The sequence below is a fragment of the Cupriavidus sp. CER-90 genome (assembly GCF_057652055.1).
The window spans coordinates 2,013,383-2,029,298 of record NZ_JBYGYM010000002.1 but is presented as its reverse complement, the minus strand read 5'-3'; the positions used below and the strand labels follow the sequence as shown (position 1 = coordinate 2,029,298).

General features: G+C 64.1%; 17 protein-coding genes. 9 read left to right on the top strand and 8 right to left on the bottom strand.

The window, feature by feature from the left end:
* Positions 1-2: 2 nt before the first annotated feature.
* From AC24R4_RS19960 to clpS, 3 genes are all read right to left on the bottom strand, one after another.
* Positions 3-1,016 carry a Bug family tripartite tricarboxylate transporter substrate binding protein gene (locus AC24R4_RS19960; protein ID WP_400391637.1) on the bottom strand — a complete coding sequence of 338 codons (1,014 nt, stop codon included), beginning with the start codon at positions 1,014-1,016 and terminating at the stop codon, positions 3-5.
* Positions 1,017-1,237: 221 nt separating this feature from the next.
* Positions 1,238-3,535, bottom strand: a complete 2,298-nt coding sequence (gene clpA / locus AC24R4_RS19955; protein WP_153947338.1) for an ATP-dependent Clp protease ATP-binding subunit ClpA — start codon at positions 3,533-3,535, stop codon at positions 1,238-1,240.
* Entirely contained in the window at positions 3,532-3,858 is a 327-nt protein-coding gene (gene clpS / locus AC24R4_RS19950; RefSeq protein ID WP_049815983.1) for an ATP-dependent Clp protease adapter ClpS, read from the bottom strand. The genes clpA and clpS overlap by 4 nt, the downstream gene beginning before the upstream one ends.
* A gap of 569 nt (positions 3,859-4,427) precedes the next feature.
* On the opposite strand from clpS, the gene AC24R4_RS19945 reads away from it, so the two are divergent.
* Together AC24R4_RS19945 and AC24R4_RS19940 are read left to right on the top strand one after the other, a co-directional pair.
* A complete protein-coding gene (locus tag AC24R4_RS19945) occupies positions 4,428-4,637 on the top strand; it encodes a cold-shock protein (protein ID WP_029051623.1) in 210 nt (69 codons plus the stop codon).
* 400 nt (positions 4,638-5,037) lie between these two features.
* Entirely contained in the window at positions 5,038-5,805 is a 768-nt protein-coding gene (locus AC24R4_RS19940; RefSeq protein ID WP_487523505.1) for a carbonic anhydrase, read from the top strand.
* Positions 5,806-5,874: 69 nt separating this feature from the next.
* Here AC24R4_RS19940 and icd read toward each other — a convergent pair whose 3' ends face one another.
* Complete coding sequence (gene icd, locus AC24R4_RS19935) at positions 5,875-7,125, bottom strand: NADP-dependent isocitrate dehydrogenase (RefSeq protein ID WP_400396649.1); 1,251 nt, start codon at positions 7,123-7,125, stop codon at positions 5,875-5,877.
* A 274-nt stretch (positions 7,126-7,399) separates the two neighbouring features.
* Here icd and AC24R4_RS19930 point away from each other — a divergent pair, with 274 nt between their 5' ends.
* The 3 genes from AC24R4_RS19930 (at position 7,400) to AC24R4_RS19920 (ending at position 8,931) form a co-directional block, all read left to right on the top strand.
* On the top strand, positions 7,400-8,011 hold the full coding sequence (locus tag AC24R4_RS19930) for a pseudouridine synthase (RefSeq protein ID WP_487523504.1): 612 nt from the start codon (positions 7,400-7,402) through the stop codon (positions 8,009-8,011).
* 124 nt (positions 8,012-8,135) lie between these two features.
* Entirely contained in the window at positions 8,136-8,330 is a 195-nt protein-coding gene (locus tag AC24R4_RS19925) for a hypothetical protein (protein ID WP_066732106.1), read from the top strand.
* Positions 8,331-8,481: 151 nt separating this feature from the next.
* Positions 8,482-8,931: a DUF192 domain-containing protein gene (locus AC24R4_RS19920; RefSeq protein WP_092601769.1), complete on the top strand. Its 450-nt coding sequence runs from the start codon at positions 8,482-8,484 to the stop codon at positions 8,929-8,931.
* Between the two features lie 24 nt (positions 8,932-8,955).
* On the opposite strand, the gene AC24R4_RS19915 is transcribed toward AC24R4_RS19920, so the two are convergent.
* Positions 8,956-9,441: a YajQ family cyclic di-GMP-binding protein gene (locus AC24R4_RS19915; RefSeq protein ID WP_092601771.1), complete on the bottom strand. Its 486-nt coding sequence runs from the start codon at positions 9,439-9,441 to the stop codon at positions 8,956-8,958.
* Positions 9,442-9,548: 107 nt separating this feature from the next.
* On the opposite strand from AC24R4_RS19915, the gene murB reads away from it, so the two are divergent.
* A complete protein-coding gene (gene murB / locus AC24R4_RS19910; RefSeq protein WP_400392977.1) occupies positions 9,549-10,571 on the top strand; it encodes a UDP-N-acetylmuramate dehydrogenase in 1,023 nt (340 codons plus the stop codon).
* Positions 10,572-10,637: 66 nt separating this feature from the next.
* Here the strand turns inward: murB and ppnP are convergent, their stop codons facing one another.
* Both ppnP and argF read right to left on the bottom strand, forming a co-directional pair.
* Complete coding sequence (gene ppnP / locus AC24R4_RS19905; RefSeq protein WP_400392979.1) at positions 10,638-10,949, bottom strand: pyrimidine/purine nucleoside phosphorylase; 312 nt, start codon at positions 10,947-10,949, stop codon at positions 10,638-10,640.
* An 83-nt stretch (positions 10,950-11,032) separates the two neighbouring features.
* Positions 11,033-11,956 (bottom strand): ornithine carbamoyltransferase, encoded by a 924-nt coding sequence (argF, locus tag AC24R4_RS19900; RefSeq protein WP_400392980.1) that lies wholly within the window; start codon positions 11,954-11,956, stop codon positions 11,033-11,035.
* Between the two features lie 450 nt (positions 11,957-12,406).
* Here argF and AC24R4_RS19895 point away from each other — a divergent pair, with 450 nt between their 5' ends.
* Entirely contained in the window at positions 12,407-12,712 is a 306-nt protein-coding gene (locus AC24R4_RS19895) for a DUF3579 domain-containing protein (RefSeq protein WP_092601779.1), read from the top strand.
* A gap of 165 nt (positions 12,713-12,877) precedes the next feature.
* On the opposite strand, the gene rpsT is transcribed toward AC24R4_RS19895, so the two are convergent.
* Positions 12,878-13,144 (bottom strand): 30S ribosomal protein S20, encoded by a 267-nt coding sequence (rpsT, locus tag AC24R4_RS19890; RefSeq protein ID WP_066732116.1) that lies wholly within the window; start codon positions 13,142-13,144, stop codon positions 12,878-12,880.
* Positions 13,145-13,497: 353 nt separating this feature from the next.
* Here rpsT and murJ point away from each other — a divergent pair, with 353 nt between their 5' ends.
* Together murJ and AC24R4_RS19880 are read left to right on the top strand one after the other, a co-directional pair.
* A complete protein-coding gene (murJ, locus tag AC24R4_RS19885; RefSeq protein WP_400392982.1) occupies positions 13,498-15,048 on the top strand; it encodes a murein biosynthesis integral membrane protein MurJ in 1,551 nt (516 codons plus the stop codon).
* A 16-nt stretch (positions 15,049-15,064) separates the two neighbouring features.
* Positions 15,065-15,913 carry a SirB1 family protein gene (locus AC24R4_RS19880; protein WP_400392984.1) on the top strand — a complete coding sequence of 283 codons (849 nt, stop codon included), beginning with the start codon at positions 15,065-15,067 and terminating at the stop codon, positions 15,911-15,913.
* Positions 15,914-15,916 lie beyond the last annotated feature (3 nt).

The window sequence follows — 15,916 nt, the reverse complement described above, 5'->3', positions numbered from 1 at the left end:
GATCAGTCGAACTGGATGTTGGCCTTGCGGGCTACGGCCTGCCACTTGTCGTGCTCGTGACGGACCAGGTTGCCCAGGTCGGCCGGCGACCCCACGGCGATTTCGAATCCCTGCGCGGTCAGCGCCTCCACCACGCGGGGCTGCCTGATCGATGCGCCCAACGCGTCGTGCAGGCGCATCACGGTGTCCTGTTGCATCTGCGCCGGCCCGAAAACGCCAATCCACGAATACGCTTCGAAGCCCTTGTAGCCTTGCTCGGCCACGGTCGGCACCTGCGGCATCTGCTTGATCCGGCTCGTTCCCGTGACGCCAAGCACCTTGATCGTCCTGGCCGCCACGTGGGCCTGTACGGCCGCGTAGCTACTGAAGAACAGGTCCACCTCGCCCGCCAGCACGGCCTGCACGGCCGGGCCGCCGCCCTTGTAGGGCACGTGCAGGAAATGCACGCCTGCCTCGGTGGCCAGGGCCTCGGCCGCCAGCTGGTTCAGGCTGCCGATTCCCGACGAGGCAAAGCGCACCGCGTTCGGGTTCGACTTCGCCAGTTCGATCAGTTCCCGCACGTTCGATGCCGATAGCGCCGGGTTGGCGGCGATAACAAGCGGAAAGCGCACCAGTTGGGTGATCGGCGTGAAATCCTTGAAGGTGTCGTACGGCAGGTTCTTGTACGCAAACGGGTTGATGGCGTGCGTGTCGAAGGCCATCAGCAGCGTGTTGCCGTCCGGCTTGGCCCGCGCCACGGTGCTGCTGGCGATCAGGCCGCCGGCGCCGGGCTTGTTGTCGACCACCACGGTCTGTCCCAGGATCGTCTTCAATCCCGGTTGCAGCTGCCGGGCCACGATATCGACGCTGCCCCCGGGCGGGAACGGCAGGACCATCGAAATCGGCCGGCTGGTTGCCGAGGGCTCGGCTGCGTGGGAAACCTGGGCGAGGCCCGCGAGCGACGCCACGGGCATGGCGCCCATCGGCAGGGACTTGAGCAGCAGGCGGCGCAGCCGCATGCGGTCGGGAGAAGACATCAGAGACTCGGGCTGGGCGGCCGGATGGCCGCGGAATCAGGAAAAGGCGGCATGCCGCCAGCCGCGTATTTTGCCCGATGATCGCGCCACTTGCAGGATTGCCCTTCGCTGATCGCCCAAAAATGGAACAATCGCACCCCGATCGGCCGGCAATCGGCAAAAAAATGGCCGGGGAGAACCCGGCCATTTTTGCGTTGCGGCGTGGCGCAATCGGCGCGCGCTCAGACTTCCGCGCGCTGCTCGCTTTCCGGCGCCTCGGGCGGCTCCGGATCGGCTTCCGAGAACGTCAGCTTGATCTGGTCCGCTTCGTCTAGGTCCACGGCCACCTTGCCGCCGGTGACCAGCTTGCCGAACAGCAACTCGTCCGCGAGTGCCTTGCGGATCATGTCCTGGATCAGACGCTGCATCGGCCGCGCGCCCATCAGCGGATCGAAGCCCTTCTTGGCCAGGTACTTGCGCAGCTTTTCCGAGAAGCTGGCTTCCACCTTCTTCTCGTGCAACTGCTCTTCCAGCTGCATCAGGAACTTGTCCACCACGCGCAGGATGATTTCCTCGTCCAGCGCCCGGAAGCTGATGGTCGCATCCAGACGGTTGCGGAACTCCGGCGTGAACATGCGCTTGATGTCGGCCATCTCGTCGCCCTGCTCGCGCGCCGTGGTGAAACCGATCGTGGCCCGGTTCATCGTCTCGGCCCCCGCGTTCGTGGTCATGATGATGATCACGTTGCGGAAGTCGGCGCGACGGCCGTTGTTGTCGGTCAGCGAACCGTGGTCCATCACCTGCAGCAGGATATTGAAAATATCCGGATGTGCCTTCTCGATCTCATCGAGCAGCAGCACGCAGTGCGGCTTCTTGGTGACGGCTTCGGTCAGCAGGCCACCCTGGTCAAACCCGACATAGCCCGGCGGCGCGCCGATCAGGCGGCTGACCGCATGGCGCTCCATGTATTCCGACATGTCGAAGCGCAGCAGCTCGATGCCCATGATGAACGCAAGCTGCTTGGCCACTTCGGTCTTGCCCACGCCCGTGGGGCCCGAGAACAGGAATGAGCCGATCGGCTTGTCGGTCTTGCCCAGGCCGGCGCGCGACATCTTGATTGCCGATGCCAGCGCCTCGATGGCCGGGTCCTGGCCGAACACCACCGACTTCAGGTCGCGTTCCAGCGTCTGCAGCTTGCTGCGGTCGTCCTGGTTCACGCTCTGCGGCGGGATGCGGGCGATGCGCGACACAATGTCCTCGATCTCGCCCTTGCCAATGGTCTTCTTCTGCTTCGACTTCGGCAGGATGCGCTGCGCGGCACCTGCCTCATCGATCACATCGATGGCCTTGTCAGGCAGATGGCGGTCGGTGATGAAGCGGGCGGACAGCTCCGCCGCCGCGGTCAGCGCCGAGGCCGCGTACTTGACGCCATGGTGCTCTTCGAAGCGCGACTTCAGACCGCGCAGGATCTGCACGGTCTGGTCCACCGACGGCTCGACCACGTCGATCTTCTGGAAACGACGCGACAGGGCCGCATCCTTCTCGAAAATGCCGCGATATTCCGTGAACGTGGTGGCACCCACGCACTTGAGCTGGCCCGACGACAGCGCCGGCTTGAGCAGGTTGCTGGCGTCCAGCGTGCCGCCCGATGCGGCGCCCGCGCCGATCAGCGTGTGAATTTCGTCGATGAACAGGATCGCGTGCGGATTGTCCTTGAGCGACTTCAGCACGCCCTTGAGCCGCTGTTCGAAGTCGCCGCGGTACTTGGTGCCGGCCAGCAGCGCGCCCATGTCGAGCGAGTACACGGTAGCCTTTTCCAGGATATCGGGCACCTCGTTCTTGGTGATGCGCCAGGCCAGGCCTTCCGCAATGGCGGTCTTGCCCACGCCAGCTTCGCCCACCAGCAGCGGGTTGTTCTTGCGCCGGCGGCACAGCACCTGCACCACGCGCTCCACCTCGCTGTCGCGGCCGATCAGCGGATCGATCTTGCCGGCCTTGGCCAGCGCGTTCAGGTTCTGGGTGTATTGCTCGAGCGGGCTTTCCTTGCCGTCGCCGCCCTCGCCTTCGGGGTTGCCCTCGCCGTGCTTGGCCGGTTCGGCCTGGTCCTTGCGGATGCCATGGCTGATGAAGTTGACCACGTCCAGGCGCGTCACGCCCTGCTGCTGCAGGTAGTACACCGCGTGGGAGTCCTTTTCGCCGAAGATGGCCACCAGCACGTTGGCGCCGGTCACCTCCTTCTTGCCATTCGACGTCGACTGCACGTGCATGATGGCGCGCTGGATCACACGCTGGAAGCCCAGTGTGGGCTGCGTGTCCACTTCATCGGTGCCCGGTACGACAGGCGTGTTGTCTGCGATGAAATTCTTCAGACTGGTGCGCAAGTCCTCGATATTGGCCGCGCACGCGCGCAGCACTTCAGCTGCTGTGGGGTTGTCAAGCAGCGCCTGTAGCAGGTGCTCCACGGTAATGAATTCGTGGCGTGCCTGGCGAGCCTCGACAAAGGCCATGTGCAGACTTACTTCCAATTCTTGCGCAATCATGCTTCCTCCATCACGCACTGCAGGGGGTGGCCCGCCTGCCGCGCATGGGTTGATACAAGCTCGACCTTGGTCGCCGCAATATCCCGCGTGTAGATACCACAAACGCCTTTACCTTCCCGGTGGACGGTGAGCATGATCTGCGTCGCCGTTTCCCGGTCCCTGCTGAAATACTGCTGCAGGATCATCACGACAAACTCCATCGGAGTGTAGTCGTCATTGAGCAGGAGCACCTTGTACATCGCCGGCGGCTTGAGCTGCTGCTCTTTCCGCTCGATGACTGTGCCTGCTTCGCGTTGGGGGGTGTTCGCCAGCCGTGTCGCCATGGCTTTTATTCTAACCCTTACTCACAAGTCTGCAATTTGGGGAACTGGCCCCGTATTCAAGGGCAGCCCTTCGGAAAAATCCTGGCGTGGGCAACCGCACAAAGGGCGCCCGGCGCACGTTCCCGGTGCATGGTACGCGCCCGCCGACCCTCGCCGGGGCACCGGACGGGCCGCCAGACGGCATTTTCAAAAAAATCCATGCACCACGGCGACAAAGGTACCATCTGGCGCCGTTTCAATCCCGCCACACCCCACGCCCAGTGGGGAATCTGCCAGCTTGACAGTATGTAGGTTTGCCAGAAAAATCGTTTGCACATCGGGGCCTGGACAGCGAGCCGAAGCAAAAAGTCCAGACCGGATGTATCCGTGAGCAGGGAGGCCCACGACCGGCGTAGGTCAGCCATTTGCGGCTCGTTTCCGGACGGGCGCGGCGGCTGGCCACGCGAATTTCATTTGCGCGGCGCTTTACGCGGCCGGTCCGTCAGGAACGGCATGCTGGGCCGCCAGGGTGGTTTTCAGCTGGCCATTGGTTTCCCCGCTTGAAATCAGCTTTTTCGTTGGGGGAGTTTATGGCAAGCGGTATCGTCAAATGGTTCAATGACGCCAAGGGTTTCGGATTTATCAAGCCGGACGATGGCGAGGAAGAACTGTTTGCGCACTTTTCGGCAATCCAGATGGCGGGCTTCAAGACGCTGAAGGAAGGCCAGCGCGTTTCGTTCGAGGTGGTGCAAGGCCCGAAGGGCAAGCAAGCCACGAACATCCAGGACGCCGCCCAGTAAAGTGCGCCGCGGCCGAACGCGCCATACAGAGCGGCGTCGGCCAATGCGGATGTGAAGGGGGGAAACTTCCTTCGGAACGGGATCCTGTGCCACGGCTGGCAATGCCAGTCCGGGGCACGCGCCAAGCGCGTACGCCAAGCATCCGGAAAAACGCCCGGCCCATGTGAACCATGTGCCGGGCGTTTCTGTTTCTGCGTCGGCCGCTGCGGTTCCTGACTGCGGAACGGCGTTCCGATCCATCCCACGGGGCCGGCGCTGTCAACCAGGTCAAGGAAACTTCCCAGGGGCGCCTCCTTTCGTAGGAGCGCCATTTCGGCATCGATGGCGGCTTCGTAGACTGGCCCGAGCCATCCCCGCGCATGTTGCGCGCGGACACTCTCGACCATCGGAGCTTCGCCAAATGACACACACGCTACGAGCAGCCGCCTTCTGCGGCGCCATCGTCATGGGGTCAGCCAGCGCAATCGCCGCCGAACCGCCTGGCCACGACCCTCACGCCTGGTCCTACGAAGGCGCGACGGACCCCTCTCACTGGGGCGAATTGGACCCCGAATTTTTCCGTTGCGCCTCGGGCAAACTGCAATCGCCCGTGGATATCCATGGCGCGACACCGGCGCACCTTCCGGCGCTCGCGTTTCACTATCGGCCCACACGGGTCAAGGTCGCCAATACCGGCCATACGATCGAAGTGCGGCCCGCTGGCGCCGAGACGCTGACCACGGCGACGGGCACCTATCGGCTGGCGCAATTCCACTTTCACACGCCCAGCGAGACCCGCTTCAACGGCAAGGCCTATCCGCTGTCCGCGCACTTTGTCCACCAGGACGATAACGGGCGCGTCGTCGCCGTGGTCGCGGTCATGTTCAAGATGGGCAAACCCAATCCGCAACTGGCCACGCTGTTCCGCACGCTGCCCAAGCCGGGCGCCCAGCCCGTGCCGATGCCCGGCCGGGTCAACATCGCCGGCCTGCTGCCGACATCACATCATTACTACACGTTCCCCGGCAGCCTGACCACGCCGCCTTGTACCGAGGATGTCCAGTGGTACGTGATGAAGCAGCCGCTGACGATCTCGCCGCAACAACTGGCCGCGTTTCGTAGCCGCTATCCGATGAATGCGCGGCCGCCCCAGCCGCTGGATGGGCGCGCCGTGCAGTCGGACGGTTGAGGGCATCCGAAAAAAGACGCCCCGGCCACCTCTCGGTGCCGGGGCGCTTGCCGTCCGGGTCGGCCAGCCTTACATGTTGTCGATCATCACCTGGCCGAAGCCCGAGCACGACACCTGCGTGGCGCCTTCCAGCAGCCGCGCGAAGTCATAGGTCACCTTCTTCGACTGGATCGACTTTTCCATCGACTCGATGATCAGGTCGGCAGCCTCGGTCCAGCCAATATGGCGCAGCATCATTTCTGCGGACAGGATTTCCGACCCCGGATTCACGTAGTCCTTGCCAGCGTATTTCGGCGCCGTGCCATGCGTGGCCTCGAACATGGCCACGTCGTCCGACATGTTGGCGCCCGGCGCGATGCCGATGCCGCCCACCTGGGCCGCCAGCGCGTCGGAGATGTAGTCGCCGTTCAGGTTCAGCGTGGCGATCACCGAATACTCGGCCGGGCGCAGCAGCACCTGCTGCAGGAAGGCATCGGCGATAACGTCCTTGATCACGATGTCGCGGCCGGTCTTCGGGTTCTTGAACCTGCACCACGGGCCACCATCGACCAGTTCGGCACCGAATTCCTGCTGCGCCAGTTCGTAGCCCCAGTCACGGAAGCCACCCTCGGTGAACTTCATGATGTTGCCCTTGTGCACCAGCGTGACCGACGGCTTGTCGTTGTCGATCGCATACTGGATCGCCTTGCGCACCAGCCGTTGCGTGCCCTGCTTCGACACCGGCTTCACGCCAATGGCCGACGTGTCCGGGAAACGGATTTTCTTGACGCCCATTTCGTCCTGCAGGAAGGCGATCAGCTTCTTCGCCCCCTCGCTGCCGGCCTCCCATTCGATGCCGGCGTAGATGTCCTCCGAATTCTCGCGGAAGATCACCATATTGGTCTTTTCCGGCTCGCGCACAGGCGACGGCACGCCCTTGAAATACCGAACCGGGCGCAGGCACACATAGAGATCGAGCTGCTGGCGCAGCGCCACGTTCAGCGACCGGATGCCGCCACCGACCGGCGTGGTCAACGGGCCCTTGATCGACACCACGTACTCCTTGACCACGTCGAGCGTCTCTTCGGGCAGCCAGACGTCCGGGCCGTAGATACGCGTGGACTTCTCGCCGGCGAAGACCTCCATCCACGCGATCTTGCGCTGGCCCCCGTAGGCCTTGGCCACCGCGGCGTCCACCACCTTCAGCATCACCGGGGTGATATCGACGCCCGTGCCGTCGCCTTCGATATACGGAATGATCGGGTTGTCGGGCACGTTCAGCGAGAAATCGGCGTTGACCGTGATCTTCTCGCCTGCCGGCACCTTGATGTGCTGATACATGTTCGTCTCCAACTGCGGATGGGGGTGATGGCTGGCACCAGGCCGAGGAGCCCGGCGACGCGATTGTGTTGTGCGAGGCATTGTAACGGGCGTTTCGCCACCGTCGCGCGACATAGGCCAACGGCATCCGCGCCGGCGGTGTGCCCGGGGGTATGCCACATCGCACAGCAGTCTTATATAAGACATAAGACTATCTGTATATTATGCATAAAGCGATGGCGCGCGCCAACCTTTGGACGCCGGCCATGGCGGCACTGGTGGATAATGCGCGCCCATGACCTTGATCGCCCTCAACAAGCCCTTCCAGATGATGAGCCAGTTCTCCGCGCATCCGTCGCGGGCGACGCTGGCCGACTGCGTCGACATGCCCGGCGTCTACCCGGCCGGACGCCTCGACGCGGACAGCGAAGGCCTGCTGCTGCTGACCGACGACGGCGCGCTGCAGACGCGCATCGCCGACCCCAGGCACAAGCTGGCCAAGACCTATCTGGCGCAGGTGGAGGGCATACCGGACGATGCCGCGCTGGCGCGCCTGCGCGGGGGCGTGGATCTTGGCGATTTCACGACGCTGCCGGCTGCTGTGCGCGTGGTCGATGCGCCCGCCTGGCTATGGGATCGCGATCCGCCGATCCGGTATCGCGCGGCCATTCCCACCACCTGGGTCGAACTGCAGATTCGCGAAGGCAAGAATCGCCAGGTGCGGCGGATGACGGCCGCCGTGGGCTTTCCCACGCTTCGGCTGATCCGGGTCGCCATCGGCAGCCTGTCGCTGCCCGCGCTTGGCCTGATCCCGGGGCAATGGGGCGAGGTGGATGTCCGCGCACTGGGACTTCCATCCCGCCCGTCACATGTCCGTGGCGCAATACATGTGCCCAGACGCCGGTAAAACGCAGTTACAAATAGTGTTAAACATGACGTCAACGGCAAAAGATGGCGTTTCGTTTTTGCGAGTGACACGTCTACGCGCGTCGAACCCTCCAAATACTGGATACATTTCTGAGGTACTCGCAATGAAAAAACTGATCGCTGCCCTGGTTGTTGGCCTGTTCGCTACCGGCGCTTTCGCGCAAGCTTCGGCTCCCGCCGCTGACGCTGCGCCGGCCGCCAAGGAAGCCGCGAAGCCCGCGAAGTCCACCCACCACAAGCATTCGTCGACCAAGCACCACGCCAAGAAGGCGGAAGCTTCGGCACCGGCCGCCCAGTAAGGCGACCCTGCGCGCGGACACCTTCCGCGCGTCTGTAGAAAGGCAGGCGCCCATGCGACCTGCCTTTTTTCATGTCCGGCGCTCTCGGCACGGCCGGCATGGCTGCGCTATGCTCTCGCCTGCAGCAAGACCCCCAACGACAAGATCCGCCATGCATCCCGTGTTCAAGACCCTGATGGCCGTGGGCGCCGCCGCGCTGACGAGCCTGGCCCAGGCGCAGTCCGCACTGCCTGTCATCCCGCTGACCGCCGGCATGTACGCCATCCAGGCCGAAGTGGCGGCATCGTCCGAAGCGCGCGAGCGCGGCTTGATGTTCCGCAAGTCGATGCCCGCCAACGCCGGCATGCTGTTCGTGTTCGAGGAAAAGGCCGGGCACTGCTTCTGGATGCGCAACACGGACCTGCCGCTTTCCATCGCCTTCCTGGCCGATGACGGCAGCATCGTGAACATCGAGGACATGAAGCCCCAGACCGAGGACAACCACTGCCCGCGCGCGGCCGTGCGCTACGCGCTGGAAATGAACAAGGGCTGGTTTGCGCAGAAGGGCATCAAGCCCGGCGCAAAGATCGGCGGCCTGCCGCAGGCGCGGCAGGGGCAGTAACGGTTCGCGGTTCGATCGCGCTTCCTAGTCGCGGAAGTTGTTGAAGTCCAGGGGCGCCTCGCTGACGTCCTTGCGCAGCAGCGCGATCACCGACTGCAGGTCGTCGCGCTTGGTGCCCGTCACGCGCACGGCGTCGCCCTGGATGCTGGCCTGCACCTTGATCTTGCTGTCCTTGATCATGCGCACGATTTTCTTCGACAGGTCGCCGGTCACGCCCTTCTTGATCGTGATGACCTGCTTGACCTTGTCGCCGCTGATCTTTTCGACCTTGCCGTAGTCCAGGAAGCGCACGTCCACGTTGCGCTTGGCCATCTTGTTGATCATCACGTCCTTGACCTGGCCGAGCTTGAAGTCGTCATCGGCAAACGCGGTCAGTTCGCCTTCCTTCTGCTCGACGCGGGCGTCGGACCCCTTGAAGTCGAAACGCGTGGAGATTTCCTTGTTGGCCTGTTCCACGGCGTTCTTCACTTCCACCATATTGGCTTCACACACTACGTCAAACGACGGCATATCGATTCTCCTGGTCTTGCATGGCGCGCCGTTTGCCCCGGCGGCCCGTTCATGCGGTTACGTATAATCTTGGCCTGCCCCGGTCCGGGGTGCTTTCCCCGTCCTTCATGGCAGATTTTTACGAATTTTATCCCCTGCGCACCCACAATACATTCGGGTTCGATGCGCGTGCGCGTCTGGCGGCGCATATTCGCAGCGAATCTGACCTGGTTTCGGCCCTGTCGGACCCGCGCGCGGCCGGGATGCCGGTGGTGGTGCTCGGGGGCGGCAGCAACGTCGTGCTGACCGGCGATCTCGACGCCTGCGTGCTGCTGATGGAAATCCCGGGCTACGACATCGCCGAGGACGTCGCCGAAGGCCGCGCCGACTGGCTCGTGACGGCCGGTGCCGGTGAAAACTGGCACGGCCTGGTGAGTCGCACGGTTGCCGACGGTGTGCCGGGCCTCGAAAACCTGGCCCTGATCCCGGGCACGGCCGGCGCCGCCCCGATCCAGAACATCGGCGCCTATGGCGTGGAACTGCGTGACCGCTTTGCGCGGCTGCGCGCCTACGACCGCCAGGCATGCGAATTCGTCACGCTGGATCTGGACGCCTGCGCATTCGGCTACCGCGACAGCCTGTTCAAGCGCGAAGGCCGCGACCGCTACATCATCACGGCCGTGACGCTGCGCCTGCCGAAAACGTGGCAACCGGTGCTCAACTACGGCGAACTGGCGCGCGAACTGCAACACATTGCATCACCCAGCGCCGCGCAGGTGCGCGATGCCGTCATCGCCATCCGCTCGCGCAAGCTGCCCGATCCGGCACAGATCGGCAATGCGGGCTCGTTCTTCAAGAATCCGGTGGTGGAAGCGGCGCAGCGCGATGCGCTGGTGGCCGAGCATCCGGCGCTGGTCAGCTATCCCCAGCCCGACGGTCGCTACAAGCTGGCGGCGGGCTGGCTGATCGACCAGTGCGGCTTCAAGGGCCTGGACGACGGCCCGGTGGGCGTCTACGGCAAGCAGGCGCTGGTGCTGGTACATCACGGCGGCGGCACGGGCGCCGCGCTGCTGAAGCTGGCGAACCGCATCGCGGATACGGTCCAGGCGCGCTTTGGCGTCAGGATCGAGCCGGAACCGGTGATCCTTTGAAGGGTGTACTTCTCCCCTCTCCCGCAGGCGGGAGAGGGGAGAAAACCGTGCAGCTTAAGCCAAAGCTCAAGCGAAGTGGCAGACGTAGTCCAGCGTGTCGGTCACTTCGATGTCGAAGCTGCTGTTGCCCGGCACGTCGAACTGCTGGCCCGCGCCGTAGGTCTTCCATTCTTCCGAGCCGGCCAGGCGCACGCGGCAGCTGCCCGCGTTGATTTCCATGACTTCCGGCGCGCCCGTGCTGAACGTCAGCGCGGCCGGAAAGATCACGCCCAGCGTCTTGCGCGTGCCATCGGCAAACAGCACCGTGTGGCTCACGCACTTGCCATCGAAATACAGGTTGGCCTTCTTGACGACCGACACATTGTCGAACTGGCTCATCTCAATCTCCTCGGATCTTGCGGTTCGTAAAGACGTAAAAAAGGGAGCCATCGCGGCCCCCTTTCATTGGCTCCGGCGGCGGCTCAGTAGCGGCCGCAGAGCAGGTATTCCATCAGCGCCTTCTGCACGTGCAGGCGGTTTTCGGCTTCTTCCCAGACCACGCTGCGCGGGCCGTCGATGACGGCGGCTTCCACTTCCTCGCCACGGTGCGCCGGCAGGCAGTGCATGAACAGGGCATCGTCCGCGGCGCAGTCCATCATCGCCGTGGTCACCATCCAGTCCTTGAACGCGCGCTTGCGCGCTTCGTTCTCGGCCTCGAAGCCCATGCTGGTCCAGACATCGGTGGTCACCAGGTGCGCGCCCTGGCAGGCTTCCAGCGGATTGGCGAACACCTTCACGCGCGGCGCGGCCGATGCCGGCACCATGGCCGGGTCCAGCTGGTAGCCCGGGGGCGCCGAGAACGTGAACGTGAAGTCGAGCCGCTCGGCCGCCTGGATCCAGGTGTACGCCATGTTGTTGGCGTCGCCGATCCACGCCACGGTCTTGCCGGCAATGCTGCCGCGCTGCTCGATATACGTGAAGATATCGGCCAGCACCTGGCAGGGGTGGTATTCGTTGGTCAGCCCGTTGATCACCGGCACGCGCGAATGCGCGGCAAAGCGGTCGATGATGTCCTGGCCGTAGGTGCGGATCATGATGATGTCGACCATGCGCGAGATCACCTGCGCGGCATCCTCGATCGGCTCGCCACGGCCCAGCTGCGAATCGCGCGTGTTCAGGAACACCGCATGGCCACCCAGCTGGTGGACACCGGCCTCGAACGACAGGCGCGTACGCGTGGAATTCTTTTCGAAGATCATGGCCAGCGTGCGGTCGTGCAGCGGGTGCCATGTCTCGTAGTTCTTGAACTTCGCCTTCAGGATCCTCGCGCGGTCCAGCAGGTACGCGTACTCGTCGGCACCGAGGTCGCTGAACTGGAGGTAATGCTTGATCGGGGTTGGGCTCATAAAACAAAGAAGGCGGCTCGCTTGGAACACGCAGCCCGATTGCGCGGAAGTGCAATCCTTGAGGGCCGGAGCGTGTCGCGGAGCCGCCTTTCGCGTCGCTTACGCAATGTAATTGCAAAGATCATAAGGGATTATTCCAGCTTTGGCGAGCCCGGTCCGTTAACCTCCAGAGGCGGCACTGGCGCGCCCCCGGCGGTCACTGACAGGTTTCCGACAGGATTCAGCCGTATGCGCAGGTCTTATATAAGATATAATACTCGCTGATTCACGCGGGGCCCGGCATACCCATGCCAACAGCCCGCCGCCGGCATCAAAAGTGCCCCCGCCGACACCACGCCCCGCTGGTCATGTCCGGATGCGCGCGAACCATTCGCCCGCCGGATGCGTCAAACGGTGCGCCCGTTGAAGCGGGTTTACCGTCGAGTCACCAAGCAGAATCCCCGCAGTCCCATGACCACCCCCCAAGTCCGCGAATATTTCATCCAAGGCGTTACGAAGGAAGGCAAGACCTTCCGCCCCAGCGACTGGGCCGAGCGGCTGTGCGGCGTGATGGCGCAATTCCGTCCCGAAGGCGATACCGGCGATCCCCGCCTGACCTACTCGCCGTATGTGCGCCCGGTGATCGTGGCTGGCGTCAAGAACGTGGTGGTCGATACCCGGCTGCGCGACATCGAGCCCAAGGCGCTCGATTTCGTCCTCAACTTCGCCCGCGACAACAACCTCCAGGTAGTGGAAGCCTGCTCGGTCGAACACTGACACCGAAGTCGACGCACCCCACATGAAGAAACCCGGCCGGCGCCGGGTTTTTTGTTGGCGGGCCGCACGCGGCCAAGCCCGGGACAGCGACGCGCCAGAAAACAAAAAAGCCCGTCCGAAGACGAGCTTTTCTTTCTGCAGGCCACCGGGGCGGCCCAGGCAGACTTAGGCGGCCATGCCCTTGATGGCGGCCGACAGGCGCGACTTGTGACGTGCGGCCTTGTTCTTGTGCACGATCTTCTTGTCAGCAATGCTGTCGATGATCGTTTGCGACTGCTTGAAGATTTCAGCAGCTGCGGCCTTGTCGCCGGCGTCGATCGCCTTGCGAACTGCCTTGACGGCGGTGCGCAGACGCGAGCGCAGGCTGGAATTGTGGGCGTTCGCGGCGACGGCTTGGCGCGCGCGCTTGCGAGCTTGTGCGGAATTTGCCATGTATCTCTTCCTGAATTCAGAATGCGCGCCCGGGGCGACGCAATAATTTGGGACGCAACAATTAAGTCACATCGTGCGACCCGGGATGTTTCGACAAACGAATCCTGGACGCGACTGTCCTTGCGAATCGGCGATTATACACACATGCTGGCGGCACAGGCAAGGGCGATTCGTATACCCGTGCTGACGGTCGCCCAACATCGGCCGATCCGTATAATAAGCGCCACATCCGGCGCCGCCTGGCCGCAGACCGTGGCGCCGCGGCAACTTTTGGGGCCAAACGGGCGTCTGAACCGCATTCCGCCCGGGCTGCGCAGCGGCCGGCCGGTCCGAAGCTTTCCCCGACTACCACCTTGAACCTTCTCAAAGCCCTTGCCACCATCAGTGGCCTGACGATGCTGTCGCGCATCACGGGCCTGATGCGCGAAATCCTGATTGCCCGGGCCTTCGGCGCTTCGGACATGACCGACGCCTTCAATGTGGCCTTCCGCATCCCCAACATGCTGCGCCGCATCTTCGGCGAAGGCGCCTTCTCGCAGGCCTTCGTGCCGATCCTGAACGAATACCACGGCAAGCGCGGCGACGCCGAGACGCATCTGCTGATCGACGCCGTGGCCACGGTGATGGCCTGGGTGCTGGCCGCCGTTTCGCTGGTGGGCGTGATTGCCGCGCCGATCGTCATGACCGTGGTGGCCACGGGCTTCCGGGGCGACGCCGAGACCTACGACTCGGCGGTGTTCATGACGCGCGTGATGTTTCCGTACATCGGCCTGATCTCGATGGTGGCCCTGGCCTCGGGCATCCTGAACAGCTGGCGCAACTTCGCGGTGCCCGCCTTCACGCCCGTGCTGCTCAATGTCTGCCTGATCGTGGCCGCGGTCTGGGTGGGGCCCCACCTGAAGCAGCCGATCTACGCGCAGGCGTGGGGCGTGCTGATCGGCGGCGTGCTGCAGCTGGCCATCCAGGTGCCCGCCATGCGCCGCCTGGGCGTGCTGCCGCGGATTTCGCTGGACCTGCGCCAGGCCTGGTCCAATCCCGGCGTGCGGCGCGTGGTCAAGCAGATGGCGCCGGCCCTTCTGGCCGTGTCGGTGGCCCAGATCAGCCTGATCATCAATACGAACATCGCATCGCGCCTGGGCGCAGGCGCCGTGTCGTACATCACCTATGCAGACCGCCTGATGGAGTTTCCGACGGCGCTGCTGGGCGTGGCGCTGGGCACCATCCTGCTGCCGAGCCTGTCGCGCGCCAACGCCAACGACAACCGCGAGGAATACTCGGGCCTGCTCGACTGGGGCCTGCGGCTGACCTTCCTGCTGGCCCTGCCCTGCGCGGCCGGGCTGATGCTGTTCGGCACGCCGCTGACATCGGTGCTGTTCAACTATGGCCGCTTCGACGCCCATGCGGTGGAGATGACGCGTCAGGCGCTGGGCACCTATGGCGTGGGCCTGCTGGCGCTGATTCTCATCAAGATCCTGACGCCGGGCTTCTATGCGCGGCAGGACATCCGCACCCCGGTCAAGATCGCGATCCTGGTGCTGGTCATCACGCAGCTGTCCAACTTCGTGTTCGTGCCGGTGCTGGGCCATGCCGGCCTGCCGCTGTCGATCAGCTTTGGCGCCACCGTCAACGCGCTGCTGCTGTTCTTCGGTTTGCGCCGGCGCGGCTTCTACCGTCCGGCGCCGGGCTGGGGCATGTTCCTGCTGCGGCTGGCGGCGGCCATGCTGATCCTGTCCGGCATGCTGCTGTGGTTCTCGCGCAATTTCGACTGGGTGGCGATGGGTGCCACGCCGTGGCTGCGCATCGCGCTGATGGCCGCCTGCCTGGTACTTGCAGCGGCGGTCTACTTCGGTACACTGTGGCTCATGGGCCTGCGCTACGCAGCCTTCCGGCGCCGCGCCGGCTAGTCAGGAACACCGCCCCATGACCTCCACGAAAGTCCTGGATTACTTCGCCAGCCTCGTGGCCGACGACGATGCGATCCCGCTCACCGAGACCGCGCTTGCGATTGCCCAGGACGCCTACCCTGACCTGGACCTGCAAGCCGAACTGGCCGCCCTCGACGTACTGGCGGTGCGCCTCAAGCGGCGGATCGCCGAAGGCACGCCCGCCATCCAGCGCCTGCGCCTGCTAAACCATTTCTTCTACCGCGACCTGGGCTTCGGACCCAACGCCAACGATTACTACGACCCGGACAATTCGTACCTGAACGTGGTGCTCAAGCAGCGCCGGGGCATTCCGATCTCGCTGGCCGTGCTGTACATGGAGCTGGGCCAGCAGATCGGCCTGCCGCTCAAAGGCGTGTCGTTTCCGAACCATTTCCTGGTGCGCATGACGATTCCCGCCGGCGAGGTCGTGCTCGACCCGCTGACTGGCGAAACGCTGTCGAAGGAACAGTTGCAGGAGATGCTCGACCCGTTCCTGGAGCGCGAAGGCATCACGGGGTCGAATGAAGTGCCGCTGGGGCTGTTCCTGCAGGTGGCCGGCCATCGCGAGATCGTGGCGCGCATGCTGCGCAACCTGAAGGCCATCTATCTGCAGGAATCGCGCTGGCAGCGGCTGCTGGCGGTGCAGAACCGGCTGGTGATCCTGCTGCCCGATTCGATCGAGGAAGTCCGCGACCGCGGCCTGGCATATGCCAACCTGGAGTGCTTCCGGCCGGCGCTGGAAGACCTGGAAGCCTACGTCCAGGCGCGGCCCGACGCCGCCGACACCACGCAGATCCGCGACCGCATGCCAGCCCTGCGCATGATGAGCCGCAGCCTGAGCTGACGC